Consider the following 18,661-nt stretch of genomic DNA (forward strand, 5'->3'; position numbering starts at 1 on the left):
AAGAGTCAACAATGATTTTAGGTGTTTATAGCGACGGGGTTCCACCTCTTCCCATTCCGAACAGAGAAGTTAAGCCCGTTAGCGCCGATGGTACTGCAGAGATGTGGGAGAGTAGGTCGACGCCAACCTTTAAAGAGTCTTATTCCAACAGGAGTAAGACTCTTTTTTATATGCTCTGATTTTTATAAATCGATATCTAAATTAAAATATTTGAAGTTTGAATAAACTTCCGCTTACCTTGAATTTAGATTCATTAACTCACGCTTAAGGTTTTTTAACCTATATTTTCAAACAATCTGTTTAAGTTCGTCTCAGTTTGTATATCTTTGTACACTATGAAACAATATTTCATAATATTAGCTCTTGTATTTGGACTAAGCACAATTTCTTTTGCACAAAGAAAATTATCTGGTGCTAGTATTGGACCTGATGGAAAATCGATGTCTCAACAATCAAAGAAGGATGATTCTAAGATGTTGGATAGTTTAGGTTACAATGTTGAATCTGTAATTAAAACATGGAAACTTACAGATATGAATTCTTCAGTCCAAGAATTCAAATTGGATACAGTACTTGGAGAAATTCAAAACTACAATCCGATCTTTAAAAGGAGCATTTCTAATTCATATTTGGGAAATTTAGGATCAGCCTATCAAAGCAATATATATATTGATAGGGAAAAGGATGGCTTTCTGTTTTTCGATGCCTATAGAGCATATATGGACAAACCTGAGGATATTGTTTATTTTAATACAACGACTCCTTATACTAGATTATTTTATGAAACAGGTGGACCTAAGGGACAATCTGAAAACTTATTAAGAGCTTTACAGACTCAAAATATTTCACCGAACTGGAACACTGGTATAAAGTATGATTTAATTTCTAGTGATGGTCAGTATCAGAATCAAAAAACTAAATTGTACGACCTAACAATTTTTTCTAGCTATAAGAAGAGAAATTATGGAATGAATATGGTTCTAAATATGAATCGTATTAGTGCGAATGAGAATGGAGGAATTGTAAACGATACATTAATCACTAAAGGTGATGAAGAAGCTCAAAATATACAAGTAAACTTAAGTCAGGGAAAATCTAAATTGACAAATTTTAATTTGTTTATGAATAATTCCTATGGTATTGGTAAGGAAAGAGAAATAGTAATTGAAGAAGATACAACTTATTCGTATGCTATTGATTTATTATATACACTCAATTACGAGAAAAATAGTTGGCAGTTTAAGGATGAAAATTTAAATAAGGAGTTTTACTCTAACATTTTCTTAAATCAAAACTCGACCTTTGATAAGGTTGAGCAATCATCGGTTAAGAATACTTTTCAAATTGTTTTTAATGAAAATGAAAACAAATGGATTCGCTTAGGAGCAAGATTTGGAATCGAAAGTGAGTTCTTGAAATATAATCTTAGAAGAAATGTATCTCAATATGCTTGGCAGCAAAAAGATGAAAATATTCACAATAATCAACTTGTTGCAAGCTTATTTAGCTTATCTGGAAAATCTGTAAACTGGAAAGCAGTTGGTAAATATGTTTTCGAAGGATATCGCCAAAATGATTATGATTTGGATTATCAATTAACCAAATGGTTTGGTGAAAAGAATTCTGGGCATGGTTTTAAGCTTTCAGGGAGACTGGAATCAACTACTCCAAATTATATTTTGGACAAGTATTATGGGAATCATCAGCAATGGGAGGATTTAAATCTTGACAAAGAAACAGAATTGCGTGTTGGTGTCGAATATTTTAATAAGAAATATAGATTTAAAATAGGTGCAAAATTCAGTCAGATAGATAATTACACTTATTTTGGTTTGCAAGCAACACCAGAACAAGCAAGTAGTGGAATTTCTGTTCTAACAGGGTATTTGCAGAAAAATTTCAAGTTGGGTAACTTTTATCTAAACCAAAGCTTGGTTGGTCAAAATAGTTCAAATGAGAAACTTTTACCTCTTCCAACTTTATCAATCTATAGTAATAATTATTATAAAAATGAATTCTTTAATGGTGCGCTAGGCATACAAACTGGTGTATCGATACATTATAATACAAGTTTTTATGCTCCAAATTATATGCCTGCAACGGGGCAGTTCTTTTTACAGAATCAAAAGGAACTTGGGGATTATCCTAAGGTAAATGTGTATTTTAATTTTAGAATAAAAAGAACACGTTTATTTGTAATGTATGAGCATGCAAACGCTTCTATTGGAAGTAAAAACTATTTTTCAGCACTTCATTATCCAATCAATCCGTCTATGCTGAAATACGGCTTAATTTGGACTTTTTACAATTAAGAATTCTTAAAAGGAACCAAGAATATAAATCAAATAATTCTTGGTTTAAGACCTGTTTATTTCTAATTTAATATTAGGAAGGGAGAATTTTATGTCGCAATTTAAATACATAAAGCTACTTATACCTTTGATTTTCATGGTGTTTTTGCAAACATGTAACCAACAACGAAAGCTTGTGAAGTTGCAAATGCAAGAGAAACCCATTGTAGAATTGAAGCATGTAAAGCTGCGTGGCAAACTAAGAGTGATTACCGATTATAATTCTACTAACTATTTTATATACAAAGGTAGAACTATGGGATTTCAGTATGAAATGCTGAAAGCTTTAGCCAAACATATGAATGTTAAGCTTGAGTTGACCGTAAGCAATGATTTGGTTTCTGCTTTCGATGCTTTAGAACGTGGCGATGTAGATTTACTAGGTATGAATTTGGCGGTAACTGGAGATAGAGTGGAGAATTTTAATTTTACCGTTCCGCACAGTCAATCACGCCAAGTATTAATACAGATTAATGATTCGATTCGACCAGTAGGATATGTCAGTGAAAAATCACAATTATTTGGGAAACAAATTCACGTGCCTAAAGGATCTTCATTTGAAGAAAGATTGAATAGAATATCTAATGTAGGAGATAATGATATTGAAATTGTTCCTGTCAATCAAATGGAGGTAGAGGAATTAATTTCTAAAGTAGCAAACAGAGAGATTTCCTATACAATTGCCGATGAAAATGTCGCAATGGTAAATCAAACCTATTATCCCAATATTGATATTCGAACTCATTTAAGTGAGCCTCAAAATTTAGCTTGGGCCTTACGTAAGGGAACAGATGAGCTTACTAAGGATATTAATATGTGGTTAATCGATTTCCAAAAAACGAGAGAATATAAAATCATCTACAGAAGATATTTTAAAAGTAGCAGAATTGAAGAGATGCTTCAGAGTGAATATTTTACTTTAAAGAGTGGTAAGATATCGGAATATGATGATTTACTAAAGAAGAACGCAAAGCTGATTGATTGGGATTGGCGATTGTTATCGGCTTTGGTTTATCAGGAATCAAACTTTAATCCTAAAGCACGGTCATGGGTTGGTGCTTTTGGTTTAATGCAATTAATGCCGGAAACAGCATATAGATACGATGTAGATACATTGTCAACTCCTCAGGAAAATGTTGAAGCAGGTGTAAAGCATTTAAAATATCTAGAAGCTAAGCTCGATAAGACATTAGGAGATAAAACTGATAAATTAGAATTTTTATTGGCTTCTTATAATGTTGGTTTAGGCCATATTCTTGATGCTCGAAGATTAGCTCAAAAGAATGGAAAAGATCCTGATCAATGGAAGGGTAGTGTTGATTATTATTTATTGAATAAATCGAAACCTGAATTCTTCAATGATCCGGTTGTGAAATATGGATATTGCCGTGGTCAGGAACCATATTGGTATGTAATTAAGATTCTTGATCGATACAAACACTACAAAAATATGGCTTTAACGGATCAAGCCAGCTCTTAAGAATATCTCACGTAATTCAGATAAAATCATTGCAGTAGCTCCCCATACCTTGTGTCCTTTGGCATCGAAATATGGGGCGTTTATTGTAAGATCATTTTTTGTAAAACTGAATTCTGAAATATTTTCTTTAGAGAGCAATTGCTGAACAGGCATCTCGATGACTTCTTCTACTTCAAATGGACTGATTTTGAATTCTGGTCTTTGCTTGCAATATCCTAAAACAGGAAGTACCATAAAATTGCTTATAGGAATATACAATTCAGTTAAGAACCCCAATATTTTAATTTTTTTGCAATCAACACCAAGTTCTTCATTGGTTTCACGAATTGCAGTAACAGTTCTGTTGGAATCGCTTTCTTCATACTTTCCGCCAGGTAAACTAATTTGTCCACTGTGACTGGTATTACCTGAGGTTCTCTTGATAAATGGTAGGTACAATTGACCATCTTTCGGGTAGAAGAGTAATAGGACGCTACTGTCTCTGGCGATCGAAGGATCACTTTTTTTTAGAGCATGTTCACGAATCGAAGGAGACATTATTTTTTGAGCATCAAATCCTGGAAGACCATTATTTAGCTCATTATTTAATTGTTGTGTGAATTGTTCTAAATCAAATGTAGTATCTAATAAACTCATATAATCCTTTTTCAAATCTTACTTAAAGATAGAAATAAAGTTTCCCCAAGCTGTCAAAAAAAGATTAAACTTTACTGAAATTCATTAAAAAACCCGGCTAAACACCGGGTTCAAATTACTTTCTAAATTTCTTAACAAATTGTTCTACCTCAGGTACACCTCCCTGGTAAAGCAAATATCCATTGTAAGGTTCTCGTTTTGTGGTTTCATCGTTAATAGGTGTTTCCATGATATCGATTACCTCTTGTCGATCGTTGGTTTGACCAAGAGCCCAACCCAATTTAATGTATGCAGCCTCTGGTAACATATTATCCAAAGGTACTACGCCCATTGCCATTAAATCTCTACCAGTATCGTAAACAAACATATGAGTATAGCCCCAAAGTGTTTGAACTGTCATGAAGATATGTACGCCTTTTTCAACTGCTCGTTTTAAAGCTGGATAAACTGGCTTATTAACATGGCCAAGTCCGGTTCCAGCAATAATAATTCCTTTGTATCCGCAATCAACCAATGCATCAATTATATCTGGTTGCATGTTGGGATAATAGTAAAGGATGGTTACTTTTTCTTCGAAATAAGGAAGAATTTTAACGTTCTTGTCCTTTCGGCGATGATTGTACTTTTTCTTAATTGCCTGAACACCTTTTCTTGTCACAGTTGCCAATGGAGTGTCTCCTAAAGTCCTAAAAGTTGAACGATAACTCGAATGCATTTTTCGAACTCTAGTGCCGCGGTGAAGGAATCCATATTCATCAGAAGTTGGACCAAACATACAAACCATTACTTCGGCTATGTCTCCATGACCTGCGGCAATGGCAGAATGCATTAGGTTCAAGGCTGCATCAGAAGAAGGTCTGTCTGATGATCGTTGGGAACCAACCAAAACAACAGGGACAGGTAAATTCTGAACCATATACGTTAATGCAGCGGCAGTATGGTGTAGAGTATCGGTTCCATGAGCAATGATAATTCCATCAACTCCATTTTCTATTTCTTTTCCAATGGCAATAGCTAAAGAAATGTATTGTTGCGGTCCCATATTCTCACTAAATACGGCAAAAACTTTTTCCGTAGTTAAGTTACAGATGTCTGCCAATTCGGGAACAGATCCATACAATTCGCCTGGAGAAAAGGCTGGAATAACGGCACCGGTTCTATAGTCAAGGCGAGAAGCAATGGTTCCTCCTGTACCAAATAGTTTCACTTTTGGCTGTCCTTCTGTGTAAGGAAATTCTTTTTCTGGAACTTTGTAATTGGCCTTTTTATAGCCTGTTTCCTTCATTTCCTTTATGGTAGTAATATTAATCCCAATGTTATAGCCAGTATCAATTTTTAAAACGATATGTTGATCGTCATCATTTTCGGCACGTGGTAAAATTGTGCCATCAAATTCACCTCTGGTTGTTACAATATGAGTTTTTCCCCATACTCTTACATTATATTTTTTGAGGGTTTCCAGAGCATCACCCTTATATCCTTGAAAAAGATCTTCCATTACTGTAATCGTTTATCGATGATTTCTCTTAAATCTCTTAACTCAATATTACCAATAGCTTGCTTATGCAGTTGTCCCATAATCCAGTTTGCAGCTTCTTCTTTATCATCCGTTTTTCTGATATCACGGTATTTCTCAGCTAAGAAATCTATTGGAGCAGCCAATTCATCCAAACTTCGTTTTTTAAATTTTAAAGCTGTGAGCATAGAATTAAATTCCATACTTGGATGTTGGAACAATATTGGAAGTAAGTATTTTGCAATATTAATGTGCAGACCTTTTTCGCGTATGAATTTAAATAATCCTATCAGTTTTCGATAATTGAAATCGGTATGTGTTTTTTGTTTTCCAACAATATTCTTGTAGGTATGACCAAAGAAGATGGCAACACGTTTAGGATCGAATTTAAAGCGTTCGCAAATTTCTTCAATTATAGGGAAAATATTCTTACTTAGAATGAAATGGTAAGCATCGGCAGGTACGCCCCATTTGCTTAGTAATTCTATTCTTTCAGATATATCTTGAGGCAAATCTTTACCCAATTTTTCAATGTATTCATTAGATAAAGGAATTGGACAAGAATCTGTATCAGGATACATTCTATCGGCGCCAGGAAGAACTCTTTCGAATATGGTTGTTCCATCTGGAAATGATTTTCTGGTTTCGTTAGGTACGCCATCAAAAATCATTTCACAGCGTTCAATTACTGTTTCAATTGCCGTTTCCATGTCCTCTTCCGGTCCCCAAATAATGATTTGTGCATCATTATTTTTGGCATTAAGATATGTGCGAATAGTTGCAAAATCATGATCAGAAATGCTTAAATCTTCTTGTTCCGAATGAATCATGTTTGGCTTTTCGATACAAGCAATCACCTTTAATCTTTGAGAGATCTCGTCAGCAAAAACCTGATCGGGTTGAGTAAAATGAGAAAGGAATCCTTTAAAATCAGGAATGTTGATAGCAATGATTTTATGTTTTTTCTCTTTGCATTCAACCAAAGGCAGGTAAGTAAATTTAAATTCATGAGGATCTAATTCCAGATGACTTGCTTGCCACTTCTCTTTTGTTGTTCTTTCCAATAATAGTTTTCTGATATGCAGCAAAGCCCATTGACGGAATGCTTCGTTGTGAGAAAGTTCTGGAATCCATTTGTTGTGTGCAACTCCTTTTATTTCTACTCTTGAGCCACCTCGGCAACTAACATTTACATCTTCGCGTCCAGCGCCCATTCCTGTTCTAACCAAACCTGTACTTCTATTTAAGAAACGAATGTATTCAGCTGCTTCTCTCAATTCATCTGGCGTTACCAGTTCAGGAGCGGTAACCGTTTCGATTAATGGCATCCCTAAACGATCGGTTTTGTACCATCTTTCGTGACCAACATCTGCAATTTCTCGGCACGAATCCTCTTCTATACTAAGTTGTATCAGGTTTACCTTTTTATTTCGAAGTTGAATATGACCATTTACGCCAAGAATTGCTGTTCTTTGAAATCCGGTAGGAATACTTCCATCCAAATATTGCTTTCGTGTGATATGAACTTCGCCAACCACATTCAGCTTGCTAAGCAAAGATATTTTTAGAGCAATCTCTAATGCTTCCGGGTTAATTTTAAACGGAGGAGTGTCGTCAACTTCGTAAGTACATGCCGTTTCGTTGTTGATTCGATAAATAATATTCTTACGGGTTTTAAATTCCATAAGAGCTGTTCCATCGTATCCACCTAATTCACTCATGGCAGGTCGCATGTGGCGAATTACTTCGGCATCGTAATCTCCATTTTTTTGAAATACGCCACAAGGGCAATGGCAAAACAACTTCTCTTTTGTGGCAAGTTGTTGATGAACTTCTAAACCCGACTTAAATCCAATTCTACGATAGTCTTCAGGCGTGGCGAGCCTTCTGTCTATATAGCCAATTTGTTGTCGGGTGAGTTCATAGTTTTGTTTGGGTGTAATTTTAGTACTCATTTCGGGTTAAATTAGTAACCCCAAAATGTACATATTATTCATTGCATAAGAAATGATAAATGACAGGTTTACAGTTCAAAAATCAAATAAATTATGGAGTGAAAGGTAATCTTATTTTAAATCCCTTGCTTTGTATATCTTCATGAATTTTTCTCCCGATTTCTTGTCCCCAAATCATACCAGCTTGCATACTTTCAGCGGTTATGGCAGGAGTTTTTTGAGCAATTCTTCTACCAGCAGCCGATTCAAAAAAAGCGATCATTGCCTTTACATCTTCATGTGATAGATTTTTTCGGTATATGGGAACAATCATATTATATAAATCATCAAAGGAAGTCTTTAGAAATTCTTCCTCCGTTTTTTCCCAATAACTTGAAGGGACATTTGATTCTTGCGATTTAAAATGTTCAATCATGGTTTTGATCGACTGTTTGAAGCTATTCGCAGATCCATTTACCTGAAAAAGATGTTTTACATCTTTCGCATATTCATCGTCATTTACACCTTTATTGGCAAAACAAGTACTCGCTGTAAAAAGCAGCATCAAGAAAAATACCTTGGTTCCTATGATTTTCATTGCTTTGTATTTTGGTTTAGTAGATTATTATTGTTTCAAATTTAAAACTTTTAGGATATCTGTTGTAATTTGTTTTCGATATTTGGCTTCACCAGATGAATTGATATCCATATTTAAAGCAAAAAAGTAGACATTGTCCTTATTCTCGAGATAACCAACATACCAACCAATTTCTTGCGCTATGCGTGCTGCCCATCCTGTTTTTGCTCTAATTGAATAGTCATTTGTTTGTTCTACAAGTAAAATCTTTTTTACAGTTTCCTGATTTTTCTTTTGAAATGGCAATTGGTTTAAATACAATTTTTTTAGGAATTCGATTTGTTGATTTGGTGTGATTCTGATATCTCCATTCAACCAGAAAAGATCAATCTTTCCTCCAATGTTTTTATTCCCGTAACCAGCTGTTTCAACCCAATATTTCATTCTCTCTACACCAATTTTTCTTGCCAATTCCTGGTAAAACCAAACAACAGAATTTTTAATTCCTGATGCCAAGTTGTGATCTTTATTCCAAGATTCGATAAATCGTTTTTTTCCATCCCATTCAATGATTTCCTTTTCATCTTTAATTACTTCTGTTTCCAGTGCAATCATCGAATTGATGATTTTAAAGGTAGATGCAGGAAGAAAAGCAGAATCCAATCGTTCAGAGTTATATGTCAATGATTTATTATTCTTAAAATCATGAATAATAAAACAACCATTCACTTTTTTCTGTTCAAATATTTCTTTTAGGTCACTTGTGTTGTAGCTATCAAGAATGGATTCTTGTTGCTTCGTACAAGCAAAGAAGATTAAGGAAATGAATAAGAATAAAACCTTTTTCATCGTGTTGGTTTTAACAATTTATAATCCTGCTTTTTGTAAATAAACCAAAATAAGATAATGCATGCAGTACATAGTATGCTGGCAAGTAAGGATCCCTCAAAGCCGAATTTACCTCCGGTAAGAATTTCATTGCCTGTAATGGTTTGAGAAATTAAAGTATCGCTTTCTGTTCCGCTTACTTCGAAACCAAAAATTGGTCCTTGAAAAAAGTTCCAGCTAAAATGCAAGGCGAGCGGAAACCATAAGTTTTTGGTGAAAATATATCCAATTCCCAATAGGATTCCAGCAAGAAAGATGTTTGTAATTCCTAAAAATGATACGTTAGGATTCATTAAATGCAATGCTGTAAAAATTAAGGATGATAGAATCAAAGCCAGATATCTGTTCATTGAATCCATAAAGTTTGGAAGAATATAGCCTCGCACAATTACTTCTTCGTTTAGAGATACGAAACAGAAAATAAGAACACTTTGAAATAAATTGAATAAATTAAAATTAATATTTGTAATAGTTAGATTACCATTTATCCATAGGATTCCAAATCCTATTCCTATTAGTAAAGAGCCCGCTAGAAGACCATATAGAATATCTTTGCCTCTATTTTTAAGCGAGAAACCCAGATCGATTAGTTTTTTTCGATCTATAAATCGAGTGAAAATCCAAACAATAAGCAATGTTCCAATAGTGCCAAAAAATTGAGAGAATAACATTTTACTCTTGGAAATAATTTCCTGACTCACAGTAGATTCATTCATAAGTGAATCAAGAATTAAATTGCCAATAAATTTTCCTAATAGCAGGAATGTAATTGTAAATATTATGAATGGAATTATTATTAGAATGGCACGTAGCCAACCTTGTTTGATGGCTGGATTTGAGTTGATTTGGATCATTTTGTATGGGATTTGATTAAGCTGTTTAAAATTAACAGAATAATTTTAAACATGTTAGCTTCTACTTAAGAAATACATTTTTATCTGAAACAATCAGCTGGTAGAAATTCAATTACGATCACTCCTGAATATCATTACTTATCTCATTCCTTAATACTTTGATAAGAATATTACCAGTGTTTGTATCCGAGTTGATAGTTAAGCTCTTTGACCCGTCAATTGCTTTGGCATTCCTGTTCATGTAATCCTTATACTTGGAAAAAGTATCGAGAGACCTGCCAAATGCGCAATCATATCTCCCATTTGTGTCTTTCGACCTGAGAAAAGCAAACTATTTTCTACCAAGTGCACTGCACTTATTAACAATGAGCGCGCGGATATCAACAAATAGCTTGCAGATGGCAAGTCGAACGATGCAGGTCGCAGGTCGAACAGTGCACTTATTAACACGAAGACACCCAATGGCAGAACGAACGATGCAGATGACAGGTCGAACGGCGCACTTATTAACAAATAGTGAAACATTGGTAGGTCGGACAAAGATTTTGGCAGGTCGTACGTAAACAATGGCAGCTCGTACTGGTAAAACAGATGGTTAAGGAAGTTTTATTTTTTGAATAATAGCCACAAAAAATAAAAAAAGCTTGCTCCAAATACGAAGCAAGCTCATTTTAAATATTACAAATCAATTTATACGATTCCTTGTGCAATCATGGCATTGGCAACCTTTACAAAGCCGCCAATATTGGCTCCATTTACATAGTTTACAAATCCATTCGAAGTTTTACCATACTTTATACAAGTTGTATGAATGTCTTTCATGATGCGCTTTAAATGATTGTCAACTTCTTCGCGAGTCCAACTTATGCGCATTGCATTTTGCGACATTTCCAGTCCTGAAACAGCAACTCCACCAGCATTGGCAGCTTTACCCGGTCCAAATAGAATTTCATTTTCCAAATAAACCTCTATGGCTTCTGGGGTAGATGGCATATTTGCTCCTTCGGAAACACAAATACAACCATTTTCAATTAGAGTTTTTGCTTCTTCTTCGTTAATTTCATTTTGAGTAGCACTAGGTAAGGCAACATCACATTTTACTCCCCAAGGTCTTTCGCCAGGGAAATAACCTACCTTGTACTTTTTAGCATACTCTTCAATTCTTCCGCGTTTAATGTTTTTCAAACGCATTACATAGGTCAATTTTTCTTCATCAATTCCATCCGGATCATAGATAAATCCTGAAGAATCGGAAAGAGTAACAACTTTTCCACCTAATTCATTTACTTTTTCAACAGTGAACTGGGCTACGTTTCCAGATCCGGAAACGGTAACAATTTTACCTTTTAAGCTGTCGCCTTTGGCATTAAGCATTTCTTCGGCAAAGTAAACATTTCCATAACCAGTAGCTTCAGGGCGGATTAAACTTCCTCCCCATTCGGAACCTTTTCCGGTTAAAACTCCGGTAAACTCATTGCGAAGTCTCTTGTACTGACCGAACATGAATCCAATTTCACGCCCGCCTACACCAATATCTCCTGCAGGAACGTCGGTGTCTGGTCCAATGTGTTTCGATAATTCTGTCATAAAACTCTGGCAGAAGCGCATTACCTCACCATCGGATTTTTGTTTAGGATCAAAATCAGATCCACCTTTACCACCACCCATTGGCAGCGTAGTTAAGCTGTTCTTAAATACTTGTTCGAATGCTAAAAACTTAAGGATTCCCAGGTTTACTGTTGGGTGAAAGCGCAGACCTCCTTTGTATGGTCCAATTGCACTATTCATTTCAACGCGATATCCTCTGTTTACCTGGATTTCTCCCTTATCATCAACCCATGGAACTCTAAAAATGATTACTCTTTCGGGTTCTGAAATACGCTCAAGAACTTTAGCGGTTTTGTACTTAGGATTTTCTTCCAGAAATGGCATTAGGGATTCAACAACTTCGTGAACTGCTTGATGAAATTCTATCTCACCAGGTGTTCTACTAATTAAATTATCCATAAATTCCTTACTGGATGGGGCTTTGAACATGGTTGTCATGATGCAAAAAGTTTAAGTTAGACATGATTTATTCTGGGTGCAATTAGTAAACAGCCTTTTGGATAACCGCTTACATTATTAAAGGTATGAAAGAATTCATTCAAGGTCAAGGTGTTAGAATTCGTTTAAATTCATTAAATTTAAGAGAGCCCATTATTAGTGCATAAATATTGAATTTTGGCACTTTATTTTTATTGTATCTACGTAAGCCCTAAACCTATGAATTCAGAATCCGATAAAAATCAAGGAATTAACAGGATTATTGCGGAGAATATTGAAAGACTAAAAGAACTAGCTGCAATTAATCAAACTACAGGAATAATAAAGGAAGGAAAATCTATTGAAGATACCCTTCAACAGATCTGCTTTATACTGCCTAAGGCATGGCAATATCCCGAATTTACAGTGGCACGAATTATTTTCGATGGACAGGAGTATTTGAGTTCTGGTTTTCGATTATCACAATGGACCATGACTCAGGAATTCATGACCATTGACAACAAGAGTGGAAGAATTGAGATTTGCTATGTAAAAAAGTTTCCAAGCTTGGATGAAGGCCCTTTCTTAAAGGAGGAGAGGCACTTGATTGAGAATTTGGCGAGCATTATTGTTGGATATATCAATAGTGAAACGGGAAAGCAGCTTTTATCAAAGGTACAATATAAGAGCGAGGAAAAAAAGGAAATTATTGGACCTTACGTACCAGTTACCAATAGAAAACTGCTTCAGAATTTCCTAAACAAGAATAATGCTGATCGGGATATTTATCATGATTTAATGCCATTTAAGGTGAAGGAGATTTTGCTGGTTGCTAACCTGTACGATGCCTACTGTATTGAGAGAGAAGGGCGTTTTGCCGAGCAAATTTCAGGGGAATATCAGCAGTTGAATTTGACTTCAATGCCACGTGTAACAGGAGTTTCAACCTTGGAGGAAACCATGGAACAGTTGCACAGCAAGCACTTTGATATGATTATCCTGATGGTTGGGGTAGATAAGAAAACTCCGATAGAATATAGTGAGAAGATTAAAAGTGAGTTTCCGTACATCTCGATTTTCCTCCTGCTAAACAACGATGCGGATATTGCTCTTTTTGAAGAACAGCGAACCGAATTGAAAACGGTGGATAAAATATTTGTTTGGAACGGAGAATCGCAGGTGTTTTTTGCAATGATCAAATCACTGGAAGACAAAGTAAATGTTGAGAATGATACGAAAATTGGACTTTCTCGCGTAATTCTTTTGGTGGAAGATTCGGCCAAATACTATTCACGATATATGCCTATGCTATATCAGAGTGTATTGGCACAAACTCAAAGAATTATCGATGATGTAAGTACAGATGCTCAATACAAGATACTTCGATTACGAGCTCGTCCGAAAATCTTACTGGCTTCAAATTACGAAGATGCTATGAATATTTATTACAAGTTTAAGGATTTTCTATTGTGCTTAATTTCGGATGTAAAGTTCCCAAAAGAAGGAGTGTTCGAAGAAGATGCTGGAATACAATTGGTGAAGGAAATAAAGAATGAATATCCAAATCTACCAGTAATCTTGCAATCTTCGGATGTTACCAATGCTGCTCATGCATTTAATTTAAAGTGCAGTTTTATCAACAAAAATTCCGAAACACTGCGTCATGATATTCGTTTGTTTATCCGACAGTTTTTGGGCTTTGGCGATTTTGTATATAAAGATGCTGATGGCAATGAAATTGCTACAGCAAAATCTTTGAGAGAGTTTGAAGAGTATCTGTATCATATTCCTGCAGAATCTTTGGTTTATCATGCCAATAAAAATCACTTCTCTCTTTGGTTGATGGCGCGAGGAGAGATACGCGTTGCAAAAATGATTGCGCCGTATAATATCGGTGATTTTAAATCGGCCGAAGATGTTCGCGACTATCTGATTAATGTGATTCAGAATTATAGGAATGAGAAGAACAAAGGAAAGGTTGTAGAGTTCAATTCCGATCAAGTGCTTAATGCGAATAATATTGTAACGCTTTCAACAGGTTCATTGGGAGGAAAGGGAAGAGGTTTGGCTTTCATCAATTCAATGCTTTTTAATCTTGACTTAAGTCGATACATTAAGGATATCAATATTAAAGCTCCAATGACTGCAGTAATTGGTGTTGACGAATATGAATCGTTTATTGATAGAAATAATTTATTGGATAGAACCAAAGATTTGCCAGATTATAAAGAAGTACAGCGTTTGTTCTTGGCTTCGGATCTTACATTAAGATTGGTGCAGAAAATCAGGATCATGTTGATGAATTTTGATCAACCATTGGCCATTCGTTCTTCCGGTTTATTTGAAGATTCTTTGTTGCAGCCTGTGGCAGGAGTTTTTCAAACCTATTTGGTTCCTAACAATCATCCTGATTTGAATGAACGAGTAAAACAGGTTACGGATGCCATAAAATTGGTTTATGCTTCTATTTTTTCTGAGGAATCACGCGCTAATGTTCAGGCTTTAAATTACAAGCTTGAAGAGGAAAAAATGGCCGTTGTTATTCAGGAAGTGGTAGGTAATCGATATGAGGATACTTTCTATCCGCATATTTCAGGTGTAGCCCAATCATACAATTATTACCCTTACGGGCATATGAAACCCGAAGAAGGATATGCTGTAATTGCTGTAGGTTTGGGAAAATATGTGGTGGATGGAGAGAAGGCTTGTAGGTTTTCTCCAGTTTTTCCAACTATCGAGAACAATTCGCCTAAAGATCAGTTCAAAAATTCGCAGGTTGAATTTTATGCCGTTGACCTGAAGAAGAAGGATGTTGACTTATTGGAGGGCGAAACTGCCGGTTTAATTCGTCTGGATATTGATGATGCAGAAGAGCATGGAAATCTTACTCATTGTGCTTCTGTCTACAATTCGGTTAACGATACAATTAGTCCAGGACTGGATGCTTATGGACCGCGAATTGTAAACTTCGCCAATATTCTTAAGTACGATTACATTCCATTGGCCAAAACTATAGAATTGGTTTTGGATATTGTGAAAGAGGCAATGGGGTCGCCAATAGAAATTGAATTTGCAGTTGATTTGACAAAAGATAAAACAGGAAGGGCATCTTTTTATTTGTTGCAAATAAAACCTTTAATCGGAAATATTGATGATTATAATGTTGATCTGGAACAGGTTGATAGAAATAGATTAATCTTACTTTCCGAAATGAGTATGGGCAACGGTTTGATTGATAAGGTAAGTGATGTAATTTATGTGGCTCCGGAATTATTCAAAAAGGAAATGACTCTTGAAATTGCATCGATAATTTCTTCGGTGAATGAGAAAATGAGATTGCAAAATAAGAACTATGTGCTGGTTGGACCGGGAAGGTGGGGAACAAGAGACAAATGGATTGGGATTCCTGTAAAATGGAACGATATATCAAATGCTAAACTGATTGTAGAAACCAGCTTTGCAGATTACCCTTTGGAGGCTTCGTCAGGTTCACACTTTTTTCACAATGTAACATCAATGAATATTGGCTATTGCTCTGTTCATCATCATTCCGAGACTTCCTTCGTAGATTACGAATTGCTTGGAAAACAGGATTTGATAGCTGAATATGGAGCGGTTAAGCATGTACGTTTTGCCAAACCATTAAGCATTAAAATGGATGGTAAAAAAAGATTGGCGGTTGCCAGTTGGCAGAAATAGTTTAATCGAATTTAATGGCTTTTGCCGGACTAATTTTTGTAATTAAATAGGATGGAATTAGCAACATGGCAACTGTAGCAATTAAACTTCCAACATTTAATAAAAGTAAATGACTAATTTTTAGATTAACCGGTACGGTGTCAACGTAATAGTTGGTAGGATCTAATGGGATGATTTCGAAATAATATTGCAAAAGACACAAGCCTATACCAATAACATTACCCCATAACATTCCTTTGCCAATTATCATGCTCGATTGGTAAAGGAATACTTTTCGGATTGACCAGTTTTCTGTTCCCAGTGCTTTTAAAATCCCAATCATGTTGGTTTTTTCCAGAATGATGATCAGTAATCCTGAAACCATATTGATACCTGCTACCAGAATCATTAATGAAAGGATAATCCAAACATTAAGATCCAGCATATCGAGCCAACTGAAGATTTGAGGATACTTTCTTAGAATATTTCGAACTTTTACACTGCCTCCTTCTTGTGTGAAAGAACTTGCCGTGCTTTGTTTTACCAAGTAAGTAAGTTCTGATATATCATTAAAATCATCAATGAAAATTTCATATCCACTAACTTGATTTTCTTCCCAGTCATTTAGTTTTTGGATATGACGCATATCGCCAATAAGGAACAGTTTGTCGAATTCTTCCATTCCGGTATTGTAAATGCCGGAAATAACAAAACGTCTTTCGCGAGGAGGTTGTTGGATAAAGTAAACTGATATTTTATCACCAATTTTAACTTGCAGTAACTTCGATAATTTCTCTGAAATCAGAATTTTATTGCTCTTCTTTTCTCCGAGTTTAAATATTTCACCTTCAACCAAGTTTTTTTTGAAAAAGCTCCAGTCGTAATCTTTTCCAATACCATTTAAAACAATACCTTGAATCTCCGATTTGGTCTTTAGAATACCTGGTTTTGTAGCAAAAGCTTGTATGTGTCTAATTCCGTGAATTTGCTTTATCAGATTGGTATCGATAATGCTTTTATCAATCGGTTGAGTTTCAAAGGAAGAATTATTATCGTAGTTGGTAATCTGAATGTGAGATCCAAATCCTGTTACCTTATTGGTAATTTCAGATTTAAAGCCGGTTACAATGGCTACAGCTAAAATCATAACACTAATACCAAGTGCAATGCTAAGTTTGGCAATCTTAATAATTGGGCGCGACATTTTCTTTTCGCCCTTTTCACCAGTGGTAATTTTTTTAGCTATAAATAATTCCAGATTCAAATTGATATTCTTTTTGTTAAGATTAACACAAAAGTAGTAATTTCATATGATTAAAAATTACTTTTATTTGCAATTGGTTGCGAATGTTTTGGGAGCTTGATGAATTTCTATATTCTACAAATAGAATTTAGAAATTTATGGCGGCTATATCTTATTTAAAATTGAAAAGAATCATATCGTGAGAGCTTATTTATATACAATTCTGATGTGCTTGTTTATGGTGAGTACATCTTGTGCACAACAGCGTGAATTGAAAGTATTACCCGGTGCTGAGAATATTCAGGACTACTTGCCTTTGCTTCAAGGCAAATCGGTTGGTGTCGTGGGCAATCAATCTTCCTTGGTTGGTAATCAGCATTTAATTGATTTTTTGGTTGCCAAGAATATCAAAATTCAAAGAATATTTAGCCCTGAACATGGATTTCGTGGTGTTGCCGACGCTGGAGAAAAAATTAAAAACAGCAAAGATGTTAAAACAGGTATTTCTATTGTTTCTCTGTATGGCAAACATTTTAAGCCAAGCAAAGAGGAGGTGCAGGATTTAGATATTATGGTGTTTGATATTCAGGATGTGGGAGTACGTTTTTATACCTACATTTCAACATTGCATTATGTGATGGAAATTTGCGCAGAGCAAAATATACCACTTATTGTTTTAGATCGACCAAATCCTAACGCTCATTATGTAGATGGACCGCTCTTAGAAAAAAAATACGCTTCATTTGTTGGGATGCATCCAGTTCCTGTAGTTTATGGCTTAAGCATTGGAGAGTACGCAAAAATGATTAATGGTGAAGCTTGGTTAAAGGGAAGTTTAGAGTGTGATCTGACGGTGATTCCTTGTAGAAATTGGGACCGAAATCAAATTTATGATTTGCCAGTTAAGCCATCTCCGAATTTACCCAATGCACTTTCGGTTGCCTTGTATCCATCTTTGTGTTTTTTCGAAGGCACTCCTGTAAGTGCAGGACGAGGAACTGATTCTCCATTCCAATGTTTCGGACATCCGAAGATGAAGAATGAAGGTTATTCATTTACTCCAAGAAGTATTCCTGGGGCAAGCAAATATCCCAAATTTAAAGGTAAAGTATGCTATGGTTATGATTTGAGTAAATACAATTTGGAGGATTTTAGAAGCAGAAAAGCACTTGACTTGTCTTTTTTAATCACGGCTTACCAGCAACTTCAGGGCAATTCAAAATTCTTTAATGCTTTCTTTAGAAACTTGGCAGGAACCAATCAATTGAAACTGCAACTAGAAAAGGGGATGAGCGAGGAAGAAATTAGAGAAAGCTGGCAAGAAGATCTAAGTGCATTTAAAAACATTCGTAAAGAATATCTGATTTATCCTGATTGGGAGTAAACGAATAATTCGGGTAAAATCAGAAACAGGTGCGCCGGTGGCGAAAGGAAAGTAGTATCGACTTAATTGACAAACCCGACGACCTGTTTCTAAGG

The 18,661-nt window shown here is 35.3% G+C and carries 12 protein-coding genes and 1 rRNA gene; 5 read left to right on the forward strand and 8 right to left on the reverse strand.

Annotation, left to right across the window (positions count from 1 at the left end):
- Window positions 1–17: 17 nt before the first annotated feature.
- From rrf to DF185_RS20790, 3 genes are all read left to right on the forward strand, one after another.
- Window positions 18–128 (forward strand): 5S ribosomal RNA (gene rrf, locus DF185_RS20780).
- 207 nt (window positions 129–335) lie between these two features.
- Window positions 336–2,312, forward strand: coding sequence for a putative porin (locus DF185_RS20785; RefSeq protein ID WP_110363288.1), 1,977 nt, complete (start codon window positions 336–338; stop codon window positions 2,310–2,312).
- A 175-nt stretch (window positions 2,313–2,487) separates the two neighbouring features.
- Window positions 2,488–3,831, forward strand: coding sequence for an MltF family protein (locus DF185_RS20790; RefSeq protein ID WP_165836090.1), 1,344 nt, complete (start codon window positions 2,488–2,490; stop codon window positions 3,829–3,831).
- On the opposite strand, the gene DF185_RS20795 is transcribed toward DF185_RS20790, so the two are convergent.
- The 7 genes from DF185_RS20795 to gdhA form a co-directional block, all read right to left on the reverse strand.
- Window positions 3,808–4,467 carry an NUDIX hydrolase gene (locus DF185_RS20795; RefSeq protein ID WP_110363292.1) on the reverse strand — a complete coding sequence of 220 codons (660 nt, stop codon included), beginning with the start codon at window positions 4,465–4,467 and terminating at the stop codon, window positions 3,808–3,810. The two genes, DF185_RS20790 and DF185_RS20795, sit on opposite strands and share 24 nt — an antisense overlap.
- Window positions 4,468–4,582: 115 nt before the next feature.
- Window positions 4,583–5,965 (reverse strand): Glu-tRNA(Gln) amidotransferase subunit GatD, encoded by a 1,383-nt coding sequence (gene gatD, locus DF185_RS20800; protein ID WP_110363294.1) that lies wholly within the window; start codon window positions 5,963–5,965, stop codon window positions 4,583–4,585.
- A complete protein-coding gene (gene gatE / locus DF185_RS20805) occupies window positions 5,965–7,938 on the reverse strand; it encodes a Glu-tRNA(Gln) amidotransferase subunit GatE (protein ID WP_110363296.1) in 1,974 nt (657 codons plus the stop codon). The genes gatD and gatE overlap by 1 nt, the downstream gene beginning before the upstream one ends.
- A gap of 91 nt (window positions 7,939–8,029) precedes the next feature.
- Window positions 8,030–8,515 (reverse strand): DUF2059 domain-containing protein, encoded by a 486-nt coding sequence (locus DF185_RS20810; protein WP_110363298.1) that lies wholly within the window; start codon window positions 8,513–8,515, stop codon window positions 8,030–8,032.
- A 27-nt stretch (window positions 8,516–8,542) separates the two neighbouring features.
- A complete protein-coding gene (gene blaOXA / locus DF185_RS20815) occupies window positions 8,543–9,343 on the reverse strand; it encodes a class D beta-lactamase (protein ID WP_110363300.1) in 801 nt (266 codons plus the stop codon).
- Window positions 9,340–10,236, reverse strand: coding sequence for a CPBP family intramembrane glutamic endopeptidase (locus DF185_RS20820; RefSeq protein WP_110363302.1), 897 nt, complete (start codon window positions 10,234–10,236; stop codon window positions 9,340–9,342). Before DF185_RS20820 ends, blaOXA begins: the two co-directional genes overlap by 4 nt.
- 690 nt (window positions 10,237–10,926) lie before the next feature.
- Entirely contained in the window at window positions 10,927–12,282 is a 1,356-nt protein-coding gene (gene gdhA, locus DF185_RS20825; RefSeq protein ID WP_110363304.1) for an NADP-specific glutamate dehydrogenase, read from the reverse strand.
- Window positions 12,283–12,501: 219 nt separating this feature from the next.
- Between gdhA and DF185_RS20830 the strand changes: the two genes are divergently transcribed.
- On the forward strand, window positions 12,502–15,960 hold the full coding sequence (locus DF185_RS20830; RefSeq protein ID WP_110363306.1) for a PEP/pyruvate-binding domain-containing protein: 3,459 nt from the start codon (window positions 12,502–12,504) through the stop codon (window positions 15,958–15,960).
- A 1-nt stretch (window position 15,961) separates the two neighbouring features.
- Here the strand turns inward: DF185_RS20830 and DF185_RS20835 are convergent, their stop codons facing one another.
- Window positions 15,962–17,203 carry an ABC transporter permease gene (locus tag DF185_RS20835; protein WP_110363308.1) on the reverse strand — a complete coding sequence of 414 codons (1,242 nt, stop codon included), beginning with the start codon at window positions 17,201–17,203 and terminating at the stop codon, window positions 15,962–15,964.
- A 178-nt stretch (window positions 17,204–17,381) separates the two neighbouring features.
- Between DF185_RS20835 and DF185_RS20840 the strand changes: the two genes are divergently transcribed.
- Window positions 17,382–18,566 (forward strand): exo-beta-N-acetylmuramidase NamZ family protein, encoded by a 1,185-nt coding sequence (locus tag DF185_RS20840; RefSeq protein WP_207784717.1) that lies wholly within the window; start codon window positions 17,382–17,384, stop codon window positions 18,564–18,566.
- The last annotated feature ends 95 nt before the right edge of the window (window positions 18,567–18,661 follow it).

The sequence above is a fragment of the Marinifilum breve genome (assembly GCF_003202155.1).
In the GTDB taxonomy this organism is placed as follows: domain Bacteria; phylum Bacteroidota; class Bacteroidia; order Bacteroidales; family Marinifilaceae; genus Marinifilum; species Marinifilum breve.

Bases quoted from the DNA above. Each gene is read 5' to 3' on its own strand.
- DF185_RS20785 (WP_110363288.1), top strand. From the start codon at position 336: ATGAAACAATATTTCATAATATTAGCTCTTGTATTTGGACTAAGCACA.
- DF185_RS20795 (WP_110363292.1), bottom strand. From the start codon at position 4,467: ATGAGTTTATTAGATACTACATTTGATTTAGAACAATTCACACAACAA.
- gatD (WP_110363294.1), bottom strand. From the start codon at position 5,965: ATGGAAGATCTTTTTCAAGGATATAAGGGTGATGCTCTGGAAACCCTC.
- gatE (WP_110363296.1), bottom strand. From the start codon at position 7,938: ATGAGTACTAAAATTACACCCAAACAAAACTATGAACTCACCCGACAA.
- DF185_RS20810 (WP_110363298.1), bottom strand. From the start codon at position 8,515: ATGAAAATCATAGGAACCAAGGTATTTTTCTTGATGCTGCTTTTTACA.
- blaOXA (WP_110363300.1), bottom strand. From the start codon at position 9,343: ATGAAAAAGGTTTTATTCTTATTCATTTCCTTAATCTTCTTTGCTTGT.
- DF185_RS20820 (WP_110363302.1), bottom strand. From the start codon at position 10,236: ATGATCCAAATCAACTCAAATCCAGCCATCAAACAAGGTTGGCTACGT.
- gdhA (WP_110363304.1), bottom strand. From the start codon at position 12,282: ATGACAACCATGTTCAAAGCCCCATCCAGTAAGGAATTTATGGATAAT.
- DF185_RS20830 (WP_110363306.1), top strand. From the start codon at position 12,502: ATGAATTCAGAATCCGATAAAAATCAAGGAATTAACAGGATTATTGCG.